The 23,067-nt window shown below is 69.4% G+C and carries 20 protein-coding genes and 2 tRNA genes; 12 read left to right on the top strand and 10 right to left on the bottom strand.

Annotated features, from left to right (window positions below):
• Nucleotides 1–184: 184 nt before the first annotated feature.
• The 8 genes from ehuB (at nucleotide 185) to ACWC1K_RS49140 (ending at nucleotide 5,773) form a co-directional block, all read left to right on the top strand.
• Nucleotides 185–1,120: an ectoine/hydroxyectoine ABC transporter substrate-binding protein EhuB gene (ehuB, locus tag ACWC1K_RS49175; protein ID WP_450840555.1), complete on the top strand. Its 936-nt coding sequence runs from the start codon at nucleotides 185–187 to the stop codon at nucleotides 1,118–1,120.
• Nucleotides 1,117–1,872, top strand: a complete 756-nt coding sequence (gene ehuC, locus ACWC1K_RS49170) for an ectoine/hydroxyectoine ABC transporter permease subunit EhuC (protein ID WP_450840554.1) — start codon at nucleotides 1,117–1,119, stop codon at nucleotides 1,870–1,872. Before ehuB ends, ehuC begins: the two co-directional genes overlap by 4 nt.
• Complete coding sequence (gene ehuD, locus ACWC1K_RS49165; RefSeq protein ID WP_450840552.1) at nucleotides 1,869–2,519, top strand: ectoine/hydroxyectoine ABC transporter permease subunit EhuD; 651 nt, start codon at nucleotides 1,869–1,871, stop codon at nucleotides 2,517–2,519. Before ehuC ends, ehuD begins: the two co-directional genes overlap by 4 nt.
• A 34-nt stretch (nucleotides 2,520–2,553) precedes the next feature.
• Nucleotides 2,554–3,324 carry an ectoine/hydroxyectoine ABC transporter ATP-binding protein EhuA gene (gene ehuA / locus ACWC1K_RS49160; RefSeq protein ID WP_450840557.1) on the top strand — a complete coding sequence of 257 codons (771 nt, stop codon included), beginning with the start codon at nucleotides 2,554–2,556 and terminating at the stop codon, nucleotides 3,322–3,324.
• A 181-nt stretch (nucleotides 3,325–3,505) separates the two neighbouring features.
• Nucleotides 3,506–3,997, top strand: coding sequence for a hypothetical protein (locus ACWC1K_RS49155; protein WP_450840550.1), 492 nt, complete (start codon nucleotides 3,506–3,508; stop codon nucleotides 3,995–3,997).
• 246 nt (nucleotides 3,998–4,243) lie between these two features.
• Complete coding sequence (locus ACWC1K_RS49150; protein ID WP_450840549.1) at nucleotides 4,244–4,579, top strand: LuxR C-terminal-related transcriptional regulator; 336 nt, start codon at nucleotides 4,244–4,246, stop codon at nucleotides 4,577–4,579.
• A gap of 257 nt (nucleotides 4,580–4,836) precedes the next feature.
• Nucleotides 4,837–5,595 carry an IclR family transcriptional regulator gene (locus tag ACWC1K_RS49145; protein WP_099929127.1) on the top strand — a complete coding sequence of 253 codons (759 nt, stop codon included), beginning with the start codon at nucleotides 4,837–4,839 and terminating at the stop codon, nucleotides 5,593–5,595.
• Nucleotides 5,596–5,699: 104 nt separating this feature from the next.
• Nucleotides 5,700–5,773 (top strand) — tRNA-Lys (locus ACWC1K_RS49140).
• A gap of 896 nt (nucleotides 5,774–6,669) precedes the next feature.
• Here the strand turns inward: ACWC1K_RS49140 and ACWC1K_RS49135 are convergent.
• The 5 genes from ACWC1K_RS49135 to ACWC1K_RS49115 form a co-directional block, all read right to left on the bottom strand.
• A complete protein-coding gene (locus ACWC1K_RS49135; protein ID WP_450840548.1) occupies nucleotides 6,670–8,313 on the bottom strand; it encodes a long-chain-fatty-acid--CoA ligase in 1,644 nt (547 codons plus the stop codon).
• 40 nt (nucleotides 8,314–8,353) lie between these two features.
• Nucleotides 8,354–8,869 carry a hypothetical protein gene (locus ACWC1K_RS49130; protein WP_450840556.1) on the bottom strand — a complete coding sequence of 172 codons (516 nt, stop codon included), beginning with the start codon at nucleotides 8,867–8,869 and terminating at the stop codon, nucleotides 8,354–8,356.
• A 102-nt stretch (nucleotides 8,870–8,971) separates the two neighbouring features.
• A complete protein-coding gene (locus tag ACWC1K_RS49125; protein WP_351475836.1) occupies nucleotides 8,972–9,577 on the bottom strand; it encodes a lytic polysaccharide monooxygenase auxiliary activity family 9 protein in 606 nt (201 codons plus the stop codon).
• A gap of 156 nt (nucleotides 9,578–9,733) precedes the next feature.
• Nucleotides 9,734–10,846: an SPFH domain-containing protein gene (locus ACWC1K_RS49120; protein WP_450840546.1), complete on the bottom strand. Its 1,113-nt coding sequence runs from the start codon at nucleotides 10,844–10,846 to the stop codon at nucleotides 9,734–9,736.
• A gap of 106 nt (nucleotides 10,847–10,952) precedes the next feature.
• Nucleotides 10,953–12,257 (bottom strand): peptidoglycan-binding protein, encoded by a 1,305-nt coding sequence (locus tag ACWC1K_RS49115; RefSeq protein WP_450840545.1) that lies wholly within the window; start codon nucleotides 12,255–12,257, stop codon nucleotides 10,953–10,955.
• Nucleotides 12,258–12,444: 187 nt separating this feature from the next.
• Between ACWC1K_RS49115 and ACWC1K_RS49110 the strand changes: the two genes are divergently transcribed.
• The 4 genes from ACWC1K_RS49110 (at nucleotide 12,445) to ACWC1K_RS49095 (ending at nucleotide 17,988) form a co-directional block, all read left to right on the top strand.
• Nucleotides 12,445–12,518: transfer RNA gene (locus ACWC1K_RS49110), tRNA-Lys, on the top strand.
• A 504-nt stretch (nucleotides 12,519–13,022) separates the two neighbouring features.
• Nucleotides 13,023–13,739, top strand: coding sequence for a FadR/GntR family transcriptional regulator (locus ACWC1K_RS49105; RefSeq protein ID WP_450840543.1), 717 nt, complete (start codon nucleotides 13,023–13,025; stop codon nucleotides 13,737–13,739).
• Between the two features lie 317 nt (nucleotides 13,740–14,056).
• On the top strand, nucleotides 14,057–16,054 hold the full coding sequence (locus ACWC1K_RS49100) for a glycosyltransferase family 2 protein (RefSeq protein WP_450840542.1): 1,998 nt from the start codon (nucleotides 14,057–14,059) through the stop codon (nucleotides 16,052–16,054).
• Nucleotides 16,051–17,988 carry a galactose oxidase-like domain-containing protein gene (locus tag ACWC1K_RS49095; protein WP_450840540.1) on the top strand — a complete coding sequence of 646 codons (1,938 nt, stop codon included), beginning with the start codon at nucleotides 16,051–16,053 and terminating at the stop codon, nucleotides 17,986–17,988. Before ACWC1K_RS49100 ends, ACWC1K_RS49095 begins: the two co-directional genes overlap by 4 nt.
• A 90-nt stretch (nucleotides 17,989–18,078) precedes the next feature.
• Here the strand turns inward: ACWC1K_RS49095 and ACWC1K_RS49090 are convergent, their stop codons facing one another.
• From ACWC1K_RS49090 to ACWC1K_RS49070, 5 genes are all read right to left on the bottom strand, one after another.
• Nucleotides 18,079–19,092, bottom strand: a complete 1,014-nt coding sequence (locus ACWC1K_RS49090) for a glycoside hydrolase family 6 protein (RefSeq protein WP_450840539.1) — start codon at nucleotides 19,090–19,092, stop codon at nucleotides 18,079–18,081.
• 803 nt (nucleotides 19,093–19,895) lie between these two features.
• On the bottom strand, nucleotides 19,896–20,561 hold the full coding sequence (locus ACWC1K_RS49085) for a class F sortase (protein WP_450840538.1): 666 nt from the start codon (nucleotides 20,559–20,561) through the stop codon (nucleotides 19,896–19,898).
• A 4-nt stretch (nucleotides 20,562–20,565) separates the two neighbouring features.
• Nucleotides 20,566–21,126, bottom strand: a complete 561-nt coding sequence (locus ACWC1K_RS49080) for a hypothetical protein (RefSeq protein WP_450840537.1) — start codon at nucleotides 21,124–21,126, stop codon at nucleotides 20,566–20,568.
• A gap of 93 nt (nucleotides 21,127–21,219) precedes the next feature.
• Nucleotides 21,220–21,999 (bottom strand): HAD-IIA family hydrolase, encoded by a 780-nt coding sequence (locus tag ACWC1K_RS49075; protein WP_450840536.1) that lies wholly within the window; start codon nucleotides 21,997–21,999, stop codon nucleotides 21,220–21,222.
• Nucleotides 22,000–22,087: 88 nt separating this feature from the next.
• Entirely contained in the window at nucleotides 22,088–22,828 is a 741-nt protein-coding gene (locus tag ACWC1K_RS49070; RefSeq protein ID WP_450840535.1) for a hypothetical protein, read from the bottom strand.
• Nucleotides 22,829–23,067 lie beyond the last annotated feature (239 nt).

Genomic DNA, 23,067 nt, shown 5'->3' with positions numbered 1-23,067 from the left:
CACCGCGGAAGACCTGGCCGCCCAGATCCGGGCCCTCCTCACCGAGAGCGGAGTCTGACCATGTCCACCACGCCGATGCCCGCCCCGGGGCATCGGGCACGCCCCTTTTTCCCCGGCAGCCCACCTGAATCAGGGGCCACAAACGACCGGCATAGGTGCAATGGGTCTGGGTAGACGCGCGCCCATGGCTCCACCACAGGGCAAGAACTCAGGAACCGACAAAAGAAGCGACGCACCAGGTATCCGACGCCGCTCGCTGCTCGCGGGGGTGGCGGCGCTCGGCGCGGTGGGCACGATCGGCGCGACGAGCGCGTGCAGCAGGGTGGCGACGGCGGACACCGGTGACGGGGGTCATCTGCTGGAACAGCTCCGGGCGAAAGGCGTGGTCCGGCTGGGCCTGGCGGGCGAGCAGCCCTTCGGTTACATCGGCAAGGACGGCAAGATGACGGGCGAGGCGCCGGCCCTCGCCGAGCGGATCTTCAAGCGGCTCGGAGTCGAGAGGGTAGAGCCGTTCGCCACCGAGTTCGGCTCGCTGATCACCGGCCTCAACTCCCTTCAGTTCGACTGCGTTGCGGCCGGGATGTACATCACTCCGGAGCGCTGCGACCAGGTCATCTTCGCCGACCCTGAATACCAGATGCTCGATGCCTTCATCGTGCCGAAGGGAAACCCGAAGAACCTCCGCACGTACAAGGACATCGCCAGAACAGGGGCCAGGATGGCCACCGGCCTCGGCTACGCGGAGATCGACTACGCCAAGGAGGCCGGGGTCAAGCACATCACGACCCTGCCCGACCAGCTGGCCGGTCTGCTGGCGGTCGAGCAGGGCCGTGTCGACGTCTTCGTCGGCACGGCGGTCACCGTGCGCAATGTCGTGCAGCAGTCCAAGTCCCAGAAGGCGGAGGGCACACCCGAAGTCACGCCGTACATGAAGGGGAAGCCGGTCATCGACGTCGGCGCCTTCGCGTTCCGCACCCCGGAGACCCATCTCCGGGATGCATTCAACCGCGAGCTGCACAAGATGAAGCGGAGCGGCGAACTCCTGGACGTCATGCGGCCCTTCGGATTCACGAAGGACCAGATGACGACCATCACCGCCAAGGAGAAGTGCAAGCCATGAGCGAAATCAGCTGGGGTTTGTGGAAACTCCTCCTGGACGGCATATGGATCACCGTCCAGCTCACCGTCTACAGTGCCGCGCTCGCCGCCGTCGTGGCCTTCGTCATCGGCCTGGCGCGCGCCCACCGGCTGTGGATCGTGCGCTTCCTCTCCGGCGCGTACTTCGAGATCTTCCGCGGCACCTCCGCGCTGATCCTGATGTTCTGGATCTTCTTCGTGCTGCCGATCGGCTTCGGCTGGCAGCTGGTCCCGATGTGGGCCGCCGTGCTGGCCCTGGGCCTGAGCTACGGCGCATACGGATCGGAGATCGTACGAGGCGCGGTCAAGGCGGTGCCGCCCGCCCAGCGCGAGGCGGGCGTGGCACTCAGCTTCACTCCCGCCCAGCAGCTGCGCAAGATCATCCTGCCGCAGGCCTGGCCGGGGATGGTCCCACCGTTCAACAACCTGCTCATCGAGATGCTCAAGGGCAGTGCGCTGGTCTCGATCATGGGCGTCGGCGACATCACCTTCGGCGCCTCCCTGGTGCGCAACGCCACCGGTCAGAGCGCTCCCGTCTACACGATCATCCTCGTCATGTACTTCGTGCTGGCGTTCGCCCTCACCCGCGGCATGCGCGTCGTCGAGCGGCACGCCAAGGCCGGTATCGGCCAGGCGCCGCAGAAGCGCGACGGCCTGCGGACCCGGGCGACCGGCGCCCAGGTGAACGACTTCGCGCGCTCGGGCGCGACTCCCGGCGGAGGTGCTGCCCAGTGAAGTGGGACTGGAACGCTGTCAGCGACTTCATGCCGATGTTCTGGCACGGTCTGCTGGTCACCCTTGAGGCACTGGCGCTCGGCGCCGTGCTCGCCTTCGCCCTCGGCCTGGTGTGGGCCATGATGCAGCGCTCGGAGCAGGCCGCGGTGCGCTGGCCGGTGATGGCGGTCACCGAGTTCGTACGGAACACCCCGCTGCTGGTGCAGCTGTTCTTCCTCTTCTATGTGCTGCCCGAATGGGGGCTCACGCTCTCGGCGCTCACCACCGGAGTGATCGGCCTGGGCCTGCACTACTCGACCTACACCGCCGAGGTGTACCGGACCGGTATCGACGGCGTGCCCGCGGGCCAGTGGGAGGCGGCCACCGCGCTCAGTCTGCCCCGCGCCCGCACCTGGTTCGCGGTGATCCTGCCGCAGGCGATCAGGCGCGTCGTGCCGGCGCTGGGCAACTACGTCGTCGCGATGCTCAAGGACACACCGATGATCTTCGTGATCGGCGTGCTGGAGATGCTGGGCGAGGCCCGGCAGTACTCCGCCCAGACCTTCCACACGGTCGAGCCCATCACGATCGTCGGCATCGCCTTCATCGTCATCTCCTACCCGGCATCCCTTCTCCTGCGAGTCCTGGAGCGTCGTCTTGTCCGTTGACAGCAGCCCCTCGAAAGAAACGGCCAATCCCGCGGTGGACGGCAGCGAGCTGATCCGCTTCGACAAGGTCACCAAGCGCTTCGGCACCAACACGGTCCTCGATTCCCTGGACTTCACCGTCTCGTCCGGCAAGCACGTCACGCTGATCGGGCCGTCGGGATCCGGGAAGACCACGATCCTGCGCCTGCTGATGACCCTGACGAGGCCCGACGAGGGCACCATCAAGGTCGGCGGCGAGTACCTCACCCACGAGGAACGGGGCGGCAGCCTCGTCCCGGCCCGCGAGAAGCACGTCCGTGAGGTGCGCAAGCACATCGGCATGGTGTTCCAGCAGTTCAACCTGTTCCCCAACATGAAGGTCATGCGGAACATCACCGAGGCCCCGGTGCACGTCCTCGGCCTGTCCGCCGACGAGGCCGAGGAGCGGGCCCGCGAACTGCTGGAGCTGGTCGATCTGACCGAGCACGCGGACAAGTACCCGACCCAGCTGTCCGGCGGCCAGCAGCAGCGCGTGGCCATCGCCCGCGCCCTCGCCATGCGCCCCCAGGTGCTCCTGCTCGACGAGGTCACCTCCGCGCTCGACCCCGAGCTGGTGGCCGGGGTGCTGGACGTGCTGCGCGACATCGCGCACACGACGGACATCACGATGCTCTGCGTCACCCATGAGATGAACTTCGCCCGGGACATTTCCGACGATGTCCTCATGTTCGACGCGGGCCGGGTAATCGAGTCCGGTTCGCCGGAGAAAATATTCTCCGAGCCCGACCACGAGCGCACCCGGCAATTCCTGAGCGCGGTCCTGTAACCGGCCCGAGGCGGTCGCGTGAAGGGTGAATGACTTACCCTTCACACATTTTCCCAGCACGCGACTGCCCTTAAGGGCATTGCCCTTGTGGACACCTCCCCAAGTCCCAATGGCGACCGGAGACACAGCGTTGAAGAATTTCAGCCAAGTCACCGGTTCCGGTACCTGGAGGTATCCCCCCATGGCATTGACCACCGCTCGCCGCACGTCCGTGGGCCGCGTCGCGGCCGCAGGCCTGGCCGCCACCGCCTCCCTCACCCTCCTGGGAGCGGCGAGCCCCGCCGCCACCGCCGCACCGTCCGCCGGCACCGCGCACTCCGGTGCGAGCGCCGTGGTCGGGAAGGACAAGTACGGCAAGTGGGTCGCGACCGGCCCGGCCCGCTACAAGTGCCGTGTCTACGTCGCGGTCAGCGCCGGCGGGACCGCCAACGGCGCGGCCTCGGGCGAGTGCAAGGTGCGGATGTCCCAGGTGGTGGTCGTCGGCATCAGCATCAACAACAACCACATCAAGCACACCACCGCCCGTGGCACCGCCAAGAAGGTGTACACCAAGGCCCTGAAGGAGACGAACCCGAGGGGCAAGCAGAACATCTGCGCCTTCGCCTACGTCAACTCCCCCCTGGACGAGGCGAACCCGGTGCGCAGCGAGGCGAAGGTCTGCGTCAAGGCCTGAGCCGCGCCCTTGCATCCTCGCCGACACGGCCCGCCTGCCAAGGCGGGCCGTATCGCGTTGCCGGCATTCCGCGGCCCCCGAGCGCCGACGGAAAATATCTGACCTATGCCCCTCCATAATTCGGCCGCGCAGCACCCGGCACCCCTATCCCTTATCCATGGATCTCGCCAATGGATCGCGGACGCGAAGGCACTGCCCTAGAGTGTTGGGCGAAGGTGAAGTAAAACGGGGAAGGTAACCATCAGCGTGCTGACCAAGAATGCCGAGCAATACGACTGCCGCAACACACCACACGAGCCCGGAGATCCGCACTGCCCCTGTCGGCTCGCATTCCAGCCGGTCGAGACCGAACCGGCGGTGGACGAGCTGACGGACCGTGAGCGACAGGTCCTGGTCCTCCTCGGGGGCGGACTGCCCAATCGTCTCCTCGCACGCCAGCTCGGCATCGCGGAGCGGACGGTCAAGGCCCATGTCGCGCACATCATCGAGAAGCTGGGGCTGCGCACACGGCTCGAGGCAGCGGTCGTCGCCAACCTTCACCATGATCTGATCTGCCCGGGCAGAAGCTCCCACAGCAGGTAGACGTCTCGTCCCGGGTCCGGAAATTTCTCGTCGCGGCGCCGCCGCACAAGGGGTTGAACGGAGTTCAATCACCGAGGTCCGGGCCCCGGGGCATGACATCGGCATATGCCAGAGTGCCTGCGCTCCTGCTGAGAGCCGTGCGCCGGGGTCTTAATCTCGTCAACAACCGCTCACAACAAGCCGCTTCGCCGTTATCGTGGAAGAGATTCGCTGTCCGCAATACGGCCCAGTTGTAGAGCGAGCGCAGGGGGACCACCGTGGCGCTGAAGCACGAGCCGACCGCGCCGTACCACTCGGCCCAGGACGCCCTGCGCGTCCTGGAGACCGTGGCACGGCACACCACCGGAGTCACCGACACCGAGCTCGCCAGGCTGACCGGCCTCACCCCGGAGCGGCTGACCACGCTCCTGAGGATGCTGCGCCGCGAGGGCTACGTCGAGCAGATCACCGACGGCGCCTACGTCACGGGCGACGCCCTCACCCGCCTCGGCTCCGCACAGGGCCGCGAGCAGGCACTGCGCGACAAGCTCCAGCGCACCCTGGACCGGCTGCGCGACTCGGTGGGCGCGGCCGTGTACCTGAGCCGGTACGTGGACGGCGAGGTCAAGATCGCCCAGTACGCCGACGGGCCGACCACTCCGGTGGTCAACGAGTGGGTCGACTTCCGCTACTCGGCCCACGCCACCGCGATCGGCAAGAGCCTTCTCGGCCAGCTCGACCACAACAGCCGGCGCGACCATCTCTCCCGGCACAAGCTGGCCCGCCTCACCTCGCGCACGATCACCAGCGACCGGCTCCTGCTCTCCCGCCTGGAGTCCCAGCCGCCCACCGTGCCCCACCTGGACCTCCAGGAGTACGCGGTCGGCACGGTCTGCGCGGCCGTCCCGATCAGCGCCGGCTCCTCGGTCGGCTGCCTGGCCCTCTCCCTCCCCGTCGAGGACGCCCACCGCCTCCGCCAGGCCGCGGACACCCTGAACCGGAACGCGGCGCCCGTACTGCTGTCCCTGGCGATCTAGACCGACCCGACGGGTGGTCCGGAGCACCCCTCCGGACCAGGTACTATTTTCTTCGTCGCCACCCGCGAGACACAAAAACGTGAAACGCGGACGGCGTGAGTCATGCGCCGCTAGCTCAGTTGGTTAGAGCAGCTGACTCTTAATCAGCGGGTCCGGGGTTCGAGTCCCTGGCGGCGCACGATGGCGATGGCGAGGCGTGTTCGCGGAAAGCGCGAACCTGTCTCGCCATCGTTGTTTTTGCGCGGCTTCGCCGCGCGCGGTGGGGGCTTCGCCACCCACACCCCCCTTCCATCGGCAGCCGGACGCTGAAAAAGCCGGCCCCCGGCTGGACCACCCTGCATGGTAGGGCGCCGCCACCGGCACTCCTCTTCCACCGGCAGCCGCCAGGGCGGCACGGCGAAGAAGCCCGCCCCTGGCTGACTAGCCACGCACGGCGGGGACGCGCCACCCGCACCCCTTTTCCATCGGGCAGCCGCCGCAGCCGCACCGTGCAGAAATCGGCCCCGGCCAGTCGGCCACGCGAGGCGGGGGCGCCCACACACCCCACCCCCCGTCCACCGACACCCGCCCGGCCCCACAGCGAAAAACCCAGCCCCCGACTGGACCACCCCGCGCGGCGGGGGCGCGCCACCCGCCCCCTTCCACCGACAGCCGCCACGGCCGCACCGTGCAGAAATCGGCCCCCGGCCGGCCAGCCGCGCGTATCGGGGACGCTCCAACGCCCCCGTCCACCGACAACCGCCCGGCCCCACAGCGAAAACCCAGCCCCCGACTGGACCACCCCACACGGCAGGGCGCGCCACCCACCCCCTTCCACCGACAGCCGCCACGGCCGCACCGTGCAGAAATCGGCCCCCGGCCGGCCAGCCGCGCGTATCGGGGACGCTCCAACGCCCCCCGTCCAACGACAGCCACCCCGGCCCCAGAGCAAAAACCCAGCCCCCGACTGGACCACCCCACACGGCAGGGCGCGCCACCCCGCCCCCTTCCACCGACAGCCGCCGCAGCCGCACCCTGAAGAAGCCGGCACCTGTCGGGAGGTCGTGCGCGGTGGGGGGCGGCGGCCGGAGTGGTTCAGGTGAGGTTTGTCGTGGGACGGAGAGGTCCTTCGGCGGCTTGCCGGTCTTTCTCGCTCAGTCTTCGGTAGGGGGACGTCTGTTCGCCCGGTGGGCGCCACCACACCGGGTCGGGGCAGTGGAGGCCCTCCCTTCTCAGCTGTGCGCGGTGGATCTTGTTTGTGGGCGTGACCGGCATGTGCTTCACGATCCGCACGAAGCGGGGTGCCATCTTCGTGCCGAGGTCGGGCTGGGCGGCGAGGAAGTCGGCGAAACCTTCCGGGTCGAAGGTCCCGGCGATCGTCGCCATCACCTGGTCCCCGGTCACCGGATCGGGCACGGCGTACACGGCGACGGCGTCGGCGCCCTCGTACCGGGCGAGGATGTTCTCGATCATCGCGGCGGCCAGGTTCTCGCTGTCGACGCGGAGGCGGTCGTCGGTGCGGCCGGCGAAGTAGAGGTATCCGTCGGCGTCCCGGTAGAAGAGGTCGCCGGTCCAGTACCAGCCGCCGTGCCGCCGCTCGGCCTCCGCCGCGGGGTTGCGCCAGTACCCCTCGAACGGGTTCGGCCCCTGGTTCACCAGCTCCCCTATGGCCTCCTCCCCGTTGAGCAGCCGCCCGGCCGCGTCGAACACCGCGGGCGGGCACTCCGCACGGGTCCGTGGATCGAGTACGACGAGGCCGGGCGCCGCCTTCCCCACCGCCCCGGCCGGCGTCCCCGGCGACCACTGCACGGCCGCCCCGCCCTCGGACGACCCGTACCCCTCCACCAGCCGCACCCCGAACCGCCGCTCGAAGGCCGCCGCGTCCACCGCGCCCGCCTCCGTGCCGAAGCCGAGCCGCAGCGGATTGTCTCGGTCGTCCTCGCGCTCCTCGGTGGCCAGGATGTACTGCACAGCCCGCCCCACATACGTGAAGTACGTCGCCCCGTACCTCCGCACGTCCGCCAGGAACCCCGACGCCGAGAAGCGCCGCCGCAACGCCACACCCGCACCGGCCGCCAGCGCGGGCGCCCAGTCGGCGATCACCGCGTTGCCGTGGAACATCGGCATGCAGACGTAGTGCACGTCGTCCGGGCGCACCCCGAACTGGCCGACCAGCGAGGCTCCCGCGGCGGCCAGCCGCCCCTGGCTGCAGATCGCGGCCTTCGGGGCACCGGTCGAGCCCGAGGTGAAGTAGAGGAGGAGGCGGTCCTCGGGAGCGGCCCGGGAGGCGTCCGGTGCCGCGTTCGTATACGAAGCGAGCAGGTCGTCGTACTCCTCGCTGTCGGTCAACAGGAGGCGTACGCCAGGGAGTTCGAGGCCGCGGAGGAGCGGGAGACGGGTTCGCTCGGTGAGGACGATCCGGCACTCGGTGTGCAGGATGTCCCGGGCCAGCTCCGGGCCCCGGCGGGTGGGATTGATCCCCGCGACCGCCGCTCCCGCGAGTGCCGCCGCTCCCAGCCACAGCGGGTACTCCGGGGTGTTGTCGAGCAGCACACCCACATGCGGTTCGGCGCCGGGCGGCAGCAAATCGGCCAGCAGAGCCGCCCGGGCGGCGGAACCGGCGGCCACCTCGTGGTGGCTGAGGACCAGGTCCTCGCACCACAGCCCCGGCCGGTGGTCGCCCCACCGCTCGGCTACGAGTTCCGCGACCGTACGCCTGGTGGATCGCCTGGACTCCATGGAGGCGCACGGTAGTTGATGGACCGTCAGATGGGGAGGGTCACGGGGTCATCGTGACGCCGTCGACGACGACGGTGTTGGTGGTGTCCTCCACGCCGTCGCCGAAACCGAAGGCGTCCGAGATCAGGCTGAACCCGACCATGAAGGCGATGCAGAAGGCGATGAACACACCGAAGAAGGCCAGCAGACAGCCCTGCTCGGCCACGAGCCGACCGGGCTGGGGTGGCCTCGCCGTGGCCCACTCCGGGTGCTCGGCCGGATACCGCACCGTGACGATGTCGCCGGTGACGATCGTCCGCGGTCCGCTGCTCTCCTCGAACCGGACCACGCGGCCCTCGCGGGTGGTGAACTCGTATACATGGTGCAGCGTCGTGCTCACGGAGCTGTCGCCGCCACCCCCGCTGGTCGTGGTGTACGTGTTCAGGCAGCGCGCCTCGGCGGTGAGCCCGCTGTTCCAGGCGCTGCGGATGCGCCGGGCGCGGAGCAGCAGGCCGATCAGGCCGGTGAGCGCGAGGGCGATCATGAGGCTGGGCACGACGTAGAACAGAGCATCCATAGCGTCCATGGGGTCCCCCGAGGTCGGTCGGTACACCGCCCCCGTTCGGTCGGCGTGGGAGGAACCTACCCACGCCGACCTCGCCATTGGCTCAAGGAACCCTCAGAACGTGACGTCCGAGCAGGCGTAGAACGCATTGCCCGTGTCCGCGATCGTCCATACGGCGACGATGACGTGGTGGCCGCTCAGCCCGGACGGCAGTGTGCCGCTGTGGGAGAGGGTGGCCGGGGGACGCTGCCCGTTGTACGGCACCGTGAGGAACGGTGTCGTGTTGAGGTCGGAGCGGGCCAGGTTGTGGTTCTGGTTCCAGCCCTGCCGGGTGACGTAGTACTTGAAGTCGGTGGTGGCGTGCATGGCGGTGAACTGCCAGCGGAAGGTGTAGCTCTGCCCGCCCGTCACCCTGGTGGTGGGCCAGGCGCCGCCCGAGGGGGTCCGCGGGCTGTCGAGCTGGGAGAAGCGGGAGTTGCCGCCGGAGCAGATGGCCCCGTCGGCCGGTCCGGCGGCGGGGAAGCCCTTGGGGCCCTCGACGCTCTGCGGCTCGTACTGGATCTCGCCGCAGTTGGTCACGGTGCCGTTCTGGCAGAGCTTCTGCCTGCTGACGGGAAGGTCGGTGTAGCCGTGGCCGCTCGCGCCTCCGGCGGAGAGCACGAAGGCTCCTGCCGTGGTGAGTCCGAGCGCGGCGGCGTACCACTTGGTCTTTTTGCGCATGCTGCCGCTCCTGAAGAACGTGGGGGAAGTTCCATGAGGCGTGCAGGTCTAGACCAAGTCCCAGATTATTGCCGATTGTTGTCCGTGTCCATGCAGTCGTGTCCATGCCGTCGTGTCCATGCGGCCGGGTCCATGCGATGGGCATGTCCACATCCATCACGGGCCCGGTTCTGTGCGCCCCGCGCAGAACGCCACCGTCAAGTCCTTGACCAGCGCCTTGCGTTCGTAGTCGTCCAGTTCCACCAGGCCCCGCACGGTCAGCCGCGTCACGGTGTCCTCCACCGAGTCGACAACCGAGGTGAGCACGGTCGCGCGGTGCTCCGCGTCCAGGGCCGCGATCCGCCGGCGCTGCATCGCGGCGGCCACCTCGGGGGCGTACTCGACGCGGACCGGCTGCACCGAGAACACCTCGAGACCGACCGGCGCCGCGTCCGCCGCCGTCAGCCGGGTCAGCGCCTCCGTGACCACCTCCACCGAACCCCGCGACGCACCGGGCGCCTCCACCGCGACCCGCGCGAGGGCCGCCTCCACGCACTCGCGCAGATAGGTCTCGTGGTCCTCGATGCCCAGCACCGCCCGTGCGGTGTCCCGCACCCGCCACACCACCAGCACCACCACCCGCAGCGCGACCCCGTTGCCGTCGGCCGCGGGCATCTCCTCGCTGCGCCAGTGCCGCAGCCGCACGTCGACCCGGCGGCGCAGCAGCAGCGGGTTGACCCACATCAGGCCGGTGCGCCGGACGGTGCCTCGGTAGCGGCCGAACAGTCCCAGCACCCAGGCCCGTCCGGTCCGGCCGCGGGCGAGTCCGCCGAACCCGAAGAAGCCCAGCGTCGCGGCGCCCGCGTAGGCCGCCCACTGCGCGGGGCCGAGCCCGGCGCCGGGGTCGGCCGGAAGTCGCAGCGCCGTCACCGCGAGGGACGGCAGGACGCCGGCCCACCATGAGGTCGCCACGCACCCGGCCGCCCCACAGGCCCCGGCGAGCACACCCGCCGTCGCGGGCAGCACCCTGGCGGGCCGCTCGCCCAGGTCGGGGTCGACCTCGGGCGCGGACCGCGGCTTCACCGTGGTGGGACGCCGGAACCGCGGCTGTTCACCCGTCCCCTGCCGGCGGCCGACCACCGTCGGGCTGAGCGGCACGGACACCGGGGCCGTTTCGTCGCGGAACAAAAGATGGACGGGGATCTCGGTGGTCGCCTCGTTCTGGATGAGGCGGCCGGGTCTGCCCGGCCCCTCGGACTCGGGCGTCTGTGAAGTGGTCGTCGTACTCATGCGTGCCTCCAGCCTCCGCGCCAGATGCGTCACCACAGGTGCGTCACAACAGATGGGTCAAACCAAACCGCTCGGAACCAGACAGAGCAGGCGCTGCCGGGAGCGCTCAGGAGAAGAGCCGCCGCCAGGTCTCCGGGCCCGGGACGCCGTCCGCCGCGCCGCCCCGCCACCCCTGGGAGCGCTGGAAGTCCTCGACGTTGCGCCGGTCCTCCTCGTCCCAGTCCGGCCCCGGATCGGCCGTGTAGTACTTGTCGAACCCCTTCTTCACCAGCTGCTCCCCCAGCTGGGTGACGTACGGGTTGGAGGCGCCGGGGCGGAACATCGCCCGTCCCGGATAGCCCGGCACCCCGTGGGAGGAAGGCACCTGCGGGTCCGGCGCGTCGACCGACGCGATGTCCTTGCCCTTGCCCGACACCAGCAGGTCCCAGGTCAGCGGCCCCGGCAGCCCGCGGGCGTCCGCGCCCTTCCAGCCCTGGGCCAGCTGGAAGGCCCCGGTGGCCCGGCGGTCCGCGTCCGACCAGCGCGGGCCGGGGCCCAGGGTGTAGTACTGCCCGGCACCGCGCGCGACGAGCATCTGCCCGAGCTGGGTCACGTACCTGTTGTTCGCGCCGGGTCCGAAGTACGCCGCTCCCGGGTACGGCGCCGCGAGGCCCGGCGGCTTCGGCTTGTCCGGGCCCGCCGCCGGGTCCTCCTTGAGCCCCTTGTAGCGGTAGGGGACGTAGCGGTTCGACTGGTGCCAGTAGGCGTACGGGGTCTCCTTGCGGCGGGCGTGCGGGGGCCGCTGCTCGTAGGCGAGGTACGAGGCGTGCGTGTAGTCCTTCCAGCCGCCGAAAATGACGACGTGCGAGCCCCTCTCCGGGTTCTGCGGATTGTGGAACAGCAGAATGTCGCCGGGCTGCAGTTCCTCCTTGGAGACGCGCTCCCCGAACTGGTCCAGGGTGCCCGTCCATTCGTTCCCCGGCAGCCCCCAGGCCATCGAGACATAACCCGAACAGTCCTGCCGGTAACCGTCGGACCAGTACGCCTCCATGCTGTACGGCACCTTCGCGTCGACCCATTTCTTGGCCCGGGTGATGATCTCCGCGCGGGTGGTCTGGGGTGCCTTGACGTCACTCGCGGGCTCGACGGGCGGGCCGCCCCTGCCGTGCAGCGGGGCCCGCCGCCCCTGCGGGGTGGCAACCTCGCTGCCTGCGGAAACGCCCGGTCCGGGCGGTGCCTGCGGGGCGGCGAGCGCCGGCGCCACGTGCCCCGCGCCGAGCGCCGCGGACGCGGCGGCCGCCACGATCACGGCCCGGCGGGCCGCCGGATGCCGTACCGCCCGCGAATACGGCAGAACACTCCGCCAGTGCGCACATCCCGGACAGTCGCAGTCGCTTGCCGGATCGAATTCCTCGAATACCGGAGACGCCATGCGATTCCCCTCACACTTCAGATGAAAATGACCGGGCCTGTCCACGATGATCAGTTTCCCAACGCTCTTCCCGACGCGCATGTTGACGGTCCGAATGATGTACAAGGGCCGCCCGTGACCCGGGGGGCCACGGGGGCGGGTGGTCCGGAGCACCCCCGACCGTCGGGTAGAGTTACGACGTCAGCAGGCGCCGCTAGCTCAGTTGGTTAGAGCAGCTGACTCTTAATCAGCGGGTCCGGGGTTCGAGTCCCTGGCGGCGCACAGACAGGAGAGGCCCTCCGCGGAAGCGGGGGGCCTTCGCCATGAGGGCGAGAAGACCCCTCCCAGCACGTCCAGGAACGGCTGGGGGTCCGGGGGTCACCCCCGGGAAATGCAGCATCAGCGGGTCCGGGGTTCGAGTCCCTGGCGGCGCACAGACAGGAGAGGCCCTCCGCGGAAGCGGGGGGCCTTCGCCATGAGGGCGAGCGACTCCTCCCAGCACGTCCAGGGACGGCTGGAGGTCCGGGGGTCACCCCCGGGAAATGCAGCACTTGCGGGTCCGGGGTTCGAGTCCCTGGCAGCGCACGGACAGCAAGGCCCCTCGCGAGCGCAGGGGCCTTTCGCCTGTCAGGGTGCGCAGAGTCCGGTGCGGTTCGGCCGCGCCCCCGAGGGGCGCGGGGCGGTATCGATATGCGGCTCCGGCGCGTGGGCGCGAGCAGCCTCGACGGTGCCGCAGACGCCCCGCGGCCCAGCCCCGCACCCCGAGCGGAGCGCTACCCTCTCGCCATGGCAGCGCGTGACCTCCAGGAGCGGATCAAGAAGCTGATCATCGACCGCAGGCTGCCCTCCGGGGCCCCGCTGCCGACCGAGCCCGAGCTGATGGAGTTCCTCGGCGCGAGCCGGAACTCGGTGCGCGAGGCGCTGAAGGCACTGCAGGCGATGGGCATCGTCGAGATCCGGCACGGCTTCGGCACGTATGTCGGCCCGATGTCCCTGGCCCCGATGATCGAGGGCCTCGCCTTCCGCACGGTCGCCGGGCACTACCGCGGCGAGGACTCCCTGCTCCAGCTCCTCGAGTTGCGCGAGGCGGTCGAGACGGGCCTTGTCTCCCGGCTCGCGGGACGGATCCCCGAGCCGGACCTCATTGAACTCGACGTCCTCGTGAACCGTATGGAACACCAGGCCGCGCAAGGAGGCGCCGGCCTCGCGGACACCGACCGAGCCTTTCACGCCACTCTCTACCGAGGGCTGGACAACGTGCTCCTCGGCGAGGTCCTGGAGGCGTTCTGGGACGCTTTCCACCGCGTACAGACGGACCTGGGAGGCGTGCCCCAGGACCCGAAGGTGACCTGCAGACAGCACCGGGACATCCTCGACGCGGTGCGGTCGGGCGACTCGGTACGGGCGGAGGAAGCGATAAGAGAGCACTTCGGCAACATCCGCGCCCGGCTGTCCACAACTGGTCCACGTGACCCCCACACGCGCCACAATGAACGCGTATGACCGGTAAACACCGCGTTTCGCATCTTGCGATCATGATGAACGCCGTAGAACCCTGTTTTCCAAGATGCTGCGGATACGCGGCAGTTGGGGGGCAAGTAAGCGGTTGCCGGGTTCGCGGGGATAGGGGGCCCCGTTCACGAACGGATGCCGAGGGGGGCATCATGCAACCGGAAGGTCGCCGTTCCATGTCTTTGGGTGTGGAAAGTGTGGTGACAGCGGCCGGTCACTGATACGTCTGTGGAGAGTCGAGGGGGACTCGACCGCGGACGGAAGGAACCGACACAACACGCAGTGGCTTGCGTGTGGGGGGATGACTCATGACGTCGACGCCGACGGGCGCCCGGCAGAATTTCGACCCGTCAGAAACCACCCAGCTCAGGGTGCCGTCTCATCGGAACAGCACGACAGGCCAGTTCCGGCGCATCAAGAAGACCCTGCCGAGATACGACTACGAGCACTACAGCCGGCTGGCCGGTCCCCTCACCCAGCCGGACCCGAACAAGCCGTACAAGGTGCAGTACCGCTCGCTGCTCTCGCAGGAGCCGCACCGGCTGCGCGCCGCCCTGATGCTGGGCGCGGCGCCGCTGCTCTCACTGATCCTGCTCGGCTGGCTGCTGCAGCCGCAGCACTGGACCGAGCGCGACTACCCCGCCTTCAGCTTCCTGCCGGCGCTGGACGTCGTCATGCTCGTCTCGATCGGTCTGATCGAGTTCTTCCGCTGCATGAACGTGCTGTCCAACGCGCACGCCACGCTGGTCGCCCGCGACCCCATCCCGGTGGTGCCCGAGACCGGCACCAGAGTCGCGTTCATCACGACGTACGTGCCCGGCAAGGAACCCCTGGAGATGGTGACGAAGACCCTGGAGGCGGCCGTGCGGCTGCGCCACCGGGGCCTTCTGCACATCTGGCTGCTCGACGAGGGCGACGACGCCGAGGTGAAGGCGGTCTGCGAGCGCCTCGGCGTGCACCACTTCTCCCGCAAGGGCGTCGAGAAGTGGAACCAGAAGAAGGGCCCGCACCGCGCCAAGACCAAGCACGGCAACTACAACGCCTGGCTCGAGGCGCACGGCGACGACTACGACTTCTTCGCCTCCGTCGACACCGACCACGTGCCGCTGCCCAACTACCTGGAGCGGATGCTCGGCTTCTTCCGCGACCCGGACGTCGGCTTCGTCATCGGCCCGCAGGTGTACGGCAACTACGACAACCCCATCACCAAGGCGGCCGAATCCCAGCAGTTCCTCTTCCACGCCCTCATCCAGCGGGCCGGAAACCGCTACGGCGCCCCGATGTTCGTCGGTACGTCAAATGCCGTACGCATCAAGGCGCTCAAGCAGATCGGCGGTCTGTACGACTCGATCACCGAGGACATGGCGACCGGCTTCGAGATCCACCGGCACAAGAACCCGGCGACGGGCAAGAAGTGGCGCTCGGTGTACACGCCGGACGTGCTCGCGGTGGGTGAGGGCCCGGGCGCCTGGACGGACTTCTTCACGCAGCAGCTGCGCTGGTCCCGTGGCACGTACGAGACGATCCTGAAGCAGTACTGGAAGGGCTGGTTCTCGCTGCCTCCGGGCAAGCTCTTCAACTACACGATGATGATCATCTTCTACCCGATGTCGGCCCTCAACTGGATCCTGGCGGCGCTGAGTTGTGCGCTGTTCCTGGGTCTGGGCGCCTCGGGTGTGAACATCGACCCGACGGTCTGGCTGATGCTGTACGGCAACGCGTCCGCGCTGCAGATCGGCCTGTACGTCTGGAACCGCCGGCACAACGTCTCCCCGCACGAGCCGGAGGGCTCCGGCGGTGTGGCGGGCATGGTGATGTCGGCCCTCTCCGCGCCGATCTACGCACGCTCCCTGCTGGACACCGTGCTGCGCCGCAAGAGCAAGTTCGTGGTGACGCCCAAGGGCGACTCGGCCAGCCCGGACACGCTGTTCGGGACCTTCCGGATCCACCTGTTCTTCATCCTGGTCTTCGGCGGCTCGATCGCCGCCGGTTTCACACTCGGGCACTCGCACCCGGCGATGATCATCTGGGCCACGTTCGCCCTGCTGATCACCGCGTCGCCGATCTTCGCCTGGCGCTACGGCCTCAGGCAGGCGAAGAAGCAGCCGCCCGCGCCGCTCTACGAGGAGCCGCAGGACTCGGCTGCGCCCGCGGCGGCGTACCAGCCGAAGCCGCTGCCCGGGCAGCACGCGCCGCACGGCTCGGGGCAGAAGCCCAGCTGGGCTGCCTCCGGCGGGGGTTCGAGCGCAGGCAATGACCAGACGATGCAGATCGCTCTCGGTGGATTTGGGGGACGTAAGGAATGAACGACCGTGCAGGCCGCCGCCGCGCCCGTCGACTCGCGATCGGCACGGCGGTGGTGCTCGCGCTGGCCGGGATGAACGGGCCGTGGCTCTACCGCGTCGGTTCCGAGAAATACCACCAGTACAAGATCAACAGACCCGAGTACAAGGCGGACAACGGGCACTGGGACATCATCGAGTTCCCGCCGGAGTACCGCCAGGACACCATTCACGCGGCGCTGCTGCGCACCGGCAAGGTGCTGTTGATCGCCGGCTCGGGCAACAACCAGGACAACTTCAACGCGAAGAAGTTCGACACCCGGATCTGGGACCCGGTCAAGGGCACGATCAAGAAGATCCCGACGCCCAAGGACCTGTTCTGCACCGGCCACACGCAGTTGGCGAACGGCAATCTGCTGATCGCGGGCGGTACGAAGCGGTACGAGAAGCTGAAGGGTGACGTCACCAAGGCCGGCGGCCTGATGGTGGTGCACAACGAGAACCCGGACAAGCCGATCACGCTGCCCGCGGGGACGAAGTTCACGGGCAAGGAGAACGGCAAGACCTTCGTGTCCAAGGACCCGGTGCTCGTACCGCGCGCGAAGAAGGTCTTCGACCCGAAGACCGGCAGGTTCCTGCGCAACGACCCGGGCCTGGGACGTATTTACGTCGAGGCGAAGAAGAGCGGGTCGAAGTACGAGACCGGTACTCAGGACAACTACCGGATCCAGGGCCTGACCGGCGCCGACGCCCGCAACACCTACGGCATCGCGCAGAAGCTCGCGCTCGACAAGAAGGACTTCCAGGGGATCCGGGACGCCTTCGAGTTCGACCCGGTCGCCGAGAAGTACATCAAGGTCGACCCGATGAACGAGGCGCGCTGGTATCCGACGCTGACGACTCTGTCGGACGGCAAGATCCTCAGTGTGTCCGGGCTCGACGACATCGGGCAGCTGGTGCCGGGCAAGAACGAGGTCTTCGACCCGAAGACCAGGAAGTGGACGTACCTGCCGAAGATCCGGCAGCTTCCGACGTACCCGGCGCTGTTCCTGATGCAGAACGGCAAGATCTTCTACTCGGGTTCGAATGCGGGGTACGGGCCGGACAACGTCGGCCGGGTTCCGGGTATTTGGGATATCGACACCAATAAGTTCACGAAGCTGCCCGGGCTGAGCGACGCCAACAGGATGGAGACGTCCGGCACGGTGCTGCTGCCTCCGGCGCAGAACGAGAAGTTCATGGTGATCGGCGGTGGCGGGGTCGGCGAGTCCAAACTGTCCAGCAACAAGACGCGGCTGATCGACCTCAAGGACGACAACCCGAAGTTCGTGGACGGGCCGACGCTGGAGAAGGGGACGCGGTATCCGCAGTCCTCGGTGCTGCCCGACGACACGGTGCTGGTGTCCGGCGGGTCGGAGGACTATCGCGGGCGCAGCGACTCCAACATCCTGCAGGCCCGGCTCTATCACCCGGACACCAACACGTTCCAGCGGGTCGCCGATCCGGAGGTGGGGCGGAACTACCACTCGGGGTCGATTCTGCTGCCGGACGGGCGGGTGATGTTCTTCGGGTCGGACTCTCTGTACGGCGACAGGGCGAACACGAAGCCGGGGAAGTTCGAGCAACGGATCGAGATTTACACCCCGCCCTATCTTTATCGGGATTCGCGGCCGTCGTTGTCCGGCGGGCCGCAGACCATTGCTCGGGGCGGGTCGGGGACGTTCACGTCTCCGCAGGGTTCGGCGATCAAGAAGGTGCGGTTGATTCGGCCCAGCGCGTCGACGCATGTGACTGATGTCGATCAGCGGTCCATCGCGTTGGACTACAAGGTGTCCGGTGACAAGATCACGGTCACCGTGCCGAAGAACCGGAATTTGGTGACGTCCGGGTGGTACATGCTGTTTGTCGATGACGATCAGGGGACGCCGTCGAAGGCGCAGTGGGTGAGGGTGCCGTAGCGCTCCCGCGGGTTGTCTTTCGGGGTGCGGGAGCGCTGTGGCTTGTCTCGCCCACGCGGCGGGGCCGTGAATGTCACAGCCCCGCGCCCCTCAAGAACTCGTCCCTTCCGTCAGCTTCAGAGCGTAGGTCGGCCACCAGTCGCCTGCCTTGGGGCCGCCCTTGCAGGTGCCGTCCGATTCTCCTGGGCGCTTGACCCACAAGTAGGCGTCGACCAGCGGATCCGCCGTCTTCGTTGTCGGGGTCTCGCCCAGTTTGCGGCCCGGCGGGTTGCACCAGTTCTCGTCCGGCTTGCCTTCCGTGTACGGGCCGTTGCCGTTGCGGCTGGTGTCGATGACGAAGTGTTTGTCGCCCACCTTGGCGGACAGCTGCTTGCCGTAGGCGATGGAGTCCTTGGTGGAGTAGAAGTTGGAGACGTTGACCGAGAAGCCGTCGGCCTGGGTGATGCCCGCGCGCTGGAGGGGCTGGAAGATCTGGTCGGGGTGGCCCCAGCCGGCATTGCCCGCGTCCAGATAGACCCTGGTGTTCTTCAGGGACTTGAGCTTGGTGATGGCGTAGTTGAGGAGGCTGTAGCGCTCCTCCTGGAACTGGGGCTGGGTGCAGCCGTCCACCAGGTGCAGTACGGCGTCCGGTTCGAGGATCACCATGGCGGCGCGGTCCCCGATGCCCGCGGCCACCCCGTCGATCCAGGCGCGGTAGGCGTTGCCGTCGGCCGCGCCGCCCTGGGAGTACTGGCCGCAGTCGCGGTGCGGGATGTTGTAGAGGACCAGCAGCGCCGTGCGGCCGGCCTTGTCGGCGGCCTCCGTGAAGCCCTGGGCCTCCTGCTCGGGGTTCTCCGGGCCGATCCACTCGCCCGTCGGCTGCTCGGCGATCTTGCGGATCTGCTCGGCCTCGGAGTCCTTGCCAGACTTGGCGTAGGCGGCGACCTGACGTGCCGCGTTGCCGTCCGGGTTGACCCAGAACGGGTCGCTGTCCTTGGGCTGTTGGGTGATCCTCGCGCCGGCGTCCTTGTCGTCGCCGCCCCCGGAGGAACATCCCGCGACCAGCAGCGCCGCCCCCAGCACCGCCGCGGAAGCCCTCACTCCGGCCCCCCTCATGCCGTACATCCAACTCCCCCTTGGGTGCACTGGTCCAAGTCTCAATCCTGACATACGGCCCGCCTCGCCCACGAGGTCGCCCGAACCTTGTCGGCGAGCTGTTACAGCCCCCTGGCCGGGATGGGCACGGCAGCACCCGCCCGGTCCGCAGGGTCGCCGTGGAGCCTACGCGGTAATGCCGGTCACCAGCGCGTATGACGGAGAGCCACCGCAACGGGACCTGGCGTCATTCAGCCTCTAGGCTCGGGCGCTCATCCGTTCTAGAGTCTTCTCATACGGCCCCGGCCCCCGGCCCGTCCTTGCCCACTGTGGCCCCATGACCTCCCGCGCCGGTCGCCGGGTTACTCCCGCAACCCGTGCGCGCGCGGTTGAGGACCAGCCCGGCCGGCGGCTTCGGGGGGAGCGGGCCGCCGGCCGGGCCAGGTGCAAACGGCCCCAGCGCAGGCGCGCAGGACTGCCTCACGATGTCCGCACCAGGCACGCCGGCGACCCGTCTTCCTGCCGGGGCCCCGGGGGCCGGCCCCCGGAACGGTGCAGCACTCCCGCAGCCCGAGCGCGTGCGGTCGAGAACCAACCCGCTCGGCGGCTCCGGAGGGAGCGGGCCGCCAGGCGCCAGGTGCAAACGGCCCCGGCGCAGGCGCGCAGGACCGCCTCGCGATGGCCTCACCACACACCCCGGCCACCCGCCTTCCTGCCAAGGCCCCGGGGGCCGGCCCCCGGAACGGTGCAGCACTCCCGCAACCCGAGCGCGTGCGGTCGAGAACCAACCCGCTCGGCGGCTCCGGAGGGAGCGGGCCGCCGGGCGGGGCGGGTCAGTGACCGGTTCCCGTCAGGTAGGCCGAGACGATCACGTTCGCCGTGTAGCTGGCGCTGTCCCGGTCGAAGGTGCCGCCGCAGGTGATCAGCCGCAGCTCGGCGCGTCCCGGTCGGTGCTGTCCGTAGGCCTGCCGGGCGTCGAAGCTGTCGCGGTCCTGGACCTGGACGTCCTCGACGGTGAACTCGGCGACCTTGCCGTCGTCGCGGACCACACGGACGGTCTGGCCGGGTCGTACGGAGCTCAGCCGGTAGAAGACGGCGGGCCGGGTCCGGGTGTCGAGGTGACCCACCATCAGCGCGGCCCCGGCGGCGCCCGGTCGGGTTCCGGCCGCGTACCACCCGACGGCGCCCGCCTGGCCGAAGGGCGGCGGTTCGATCGCTCCCTGCCGGTCCAGGCCGCGGGGCAGCACGGGCGCCTGGACGCCCAGGGCGGGAATGTCGACGCGCTGCGGCAGCGCGTCCCCCAACGGGCGGGCCGCGGGCGGGAGTTCCGTGTCCGGCGGCCGTCCGACCGCGGCCATGTCACCGGTGGCGGGTGCGGATGTGTTCTGCCGTACGTCGGTCACCTGGAGCCCCCAGTGCCACAGCGCCAGCAGCAGCACCGCCCAGGTCACGCCCATCAGCAGACGGCCGGAGCCGGAGGAGTGTTCGTCGTCGGCCATGGGCTCAGTCCGTTCCGCGGCTCCGGCGCGAGCTCAGGACCGCGACGGCCCCCGCGGCCGCGCCCACGAGCACCAGCCCGGTGATCGCCTGCCCCGCACCGGGTCCGGCCTCGCGGACGTCCACGGTGGCGAAGTGCGCGGTGCCGCCACCGCCCGCGTGGACGGGCGCGACGGGGGACGCCGCGAGGTGCGAGTCCGGCTGGGACGGGGACTTCGACGGCGACTTCGAGGGGGCTACGACGGTGATCCGGCCCGTGGTCACGGAGCCCGCGCAGGTGACCTTCACCTCGTAGGAGCCGGGCGCGGTCGAGGCACGGACGCGGGTGTCCCCGGTGAGGGTGCCGTCGGCGCCCGCGAGGCGCACGTCCGCGACGAACGCCCCGGACGCGGCGCTCCCCGCCTTCGCGGAGCAGCCGGTCACCCGGAGCGCGACGTCCGCCCCCGGTGCGGGGGACGAGGGGCTCACCGAGATGCCGGCTCCGCTCGCGGCGGCGGCGTACACCGGCGGGGTGAGGGCGCAGGCGGCCAGGACCCCCGTACAGAGAGTGAGACGTAGTGAACCCATCGTGAAACCTCCAGATATCTGGAGACTCCCCCGCGGGCCGGGGCCCCGCATCCTCAGCGGGGCCGCATTGCTCCGAATGGGTCAATCAGGGTTTCAGACCCGGTCGACGAGGTCCGCGATCGAGTCGACGACCTTGGACGGCCGGTACGGGAAGTCCTCGACCTGCTCGGGCCGGGTCAGCCCGGTGAGCACCAGGAACGTCTGCATTCCGGCCTCCATGCCGGCCAGTACGTCGGTGTCCATGCGGTCGCCGATCATCGCGCTGGTCTCGGAGTGCGCACCGATGGCGTTGAGACCCGTCCGCATCATCAGCGGGTTGGGCTTGCCCGCGAAGTACGGCTTCTTGCCGCTCGCCTTGGTGATCAGCGCGGCCACCGCGCCGGTGGCGGGCAGCGGGCCCTCGGTGGAGGGGCCGGTCTCGTCCGGGTTGGTGCAGATGAAGCGGGCACCGTCGTTGATCAGCCGTACGGCCTTGGTCATGGCCTCGAAGGAGTACGTCCGGGTCTCGCCGAGGACGACGTAGTCCGGCTCGTGGTCGGTGAGGATGTACCCGATGTCGTGCAGGGCGGTGGTGAGACCCGCCTCGCCGATGACGTAGGCCGAGCCGCCCGGCCGCTGGTCGTCCAGGAACTGGGCGGTGGCCAGGGCCGAGGTCCAGATGGAATCGACCGGCACGTCCAGTCCCATGCGGCGCAGCCTGGCGTGCAGGTCGCGCGGGGTGTAGATCGAGTTGTTGGTGAGGACCAGGAAGGGCTTTCCGGACTCGCGCAGCTTCTTGAGGAAGGCATCGGCGCCGGGGATCGGTACGCCCTCGTGGATGAGCACACCGTCCATGTCGGTGAGCCACGACTCGATGGGCCTGCGTTCTGCCATGTGCGGGATCTCCTGCCGTACGCATGTGCGCGGTACTGCGTGTGCGCCCCCAGCGTAGACACTGGCCGGATCTTGGGGAATGGGCGTCTCAGCGGCGCCTGCGCTGCCTGCGGGCCAGCAGCAGCGCACCGCCGGTGACGAGGACCGCGGCGGCGGCGAGGGCGACACCGGGGGTGGCCGGTCCGGTGCGGGCGAGTTCGTCGGCGAAGGGGAGGCGGGGGGCGCGGCTGGGCGGGGTGGTGCCGGTTCCGGTGGTGCTGGGGCCGGGTGTGGGGCTCGCGTCGTTGTCGATGCGGAAGACGTAGTCGTTGGACTGGCCGACCCAGTCGCCGTCGTGGCCCCGCCGCTGGACGACGGCGGCAGCGGCCGTGACCTGGTTGGGGGCGGTGTCCGAGGTGAGGGAGAGACGGATCTTCACGGTGACGGTCCGTCCGGGGCGGACGGTGAAGCCCGGGAAGCCGTCGTCGAAGGGCCCGACGAGTTCGTCCTCGTCGGTGGTCTCGAAGCGGACGGGGTGGGGGTGGGTGCCGTCGTAGAACTCCAGGTGGGGCTGCGCGGGCGTCAGCTCGTGCCGGTCGTCGACGAGCACGACGACCGGGTGGATGTTTTCGCAGGTCCGGGTGGTGTGGTTGGTGAGGTCCAGATACCAGATGCCGTATCCGCCGCCCGCTTCATAGGTGTCGGGGCCGCTGTGGATGCGGGTGGTGAGGGGGAAGCGGCGGTCGTCGGGGGCGGCGCAGCTGGGGGCGGCGGACGCATGGGCCGGGGGGGCCGCGGGGAGCAGGGCGGCTGCCGCCAGGCAGAGGGAGACGGGCGTGCAGGGTCGCATGGACAGGTGAGTCTGCCGGTGGGCGGCCGGCGGGGAGCGGTGCCGCTCCGGGCGGGGGGTCAGGTCCGCTCGTTCAGCGCATCCGTGCGGGGGGCTGCCGCCGGACGCATGCGTGTGTTCCGCCCCCGCCGCCCCTTCCCGTCCCGACCCTGGGGGCTGCCGCCCCCAGACCCCCGCTTCGGCCTGAACGGCCTCGTCCTCAAACGCCGGACGGGCTGAGAGGCCAAGCCCGGGCGGGT

The sequence above is a fragment of the Streptomyces sp. NPDC001492 genome, assembly GCF_053597275.1.
The sequence above is the reverse complement of the archived record's forward strand: the minus strand, read 5'-3'. Positions and strand labels throughout refer to the sequence as shown.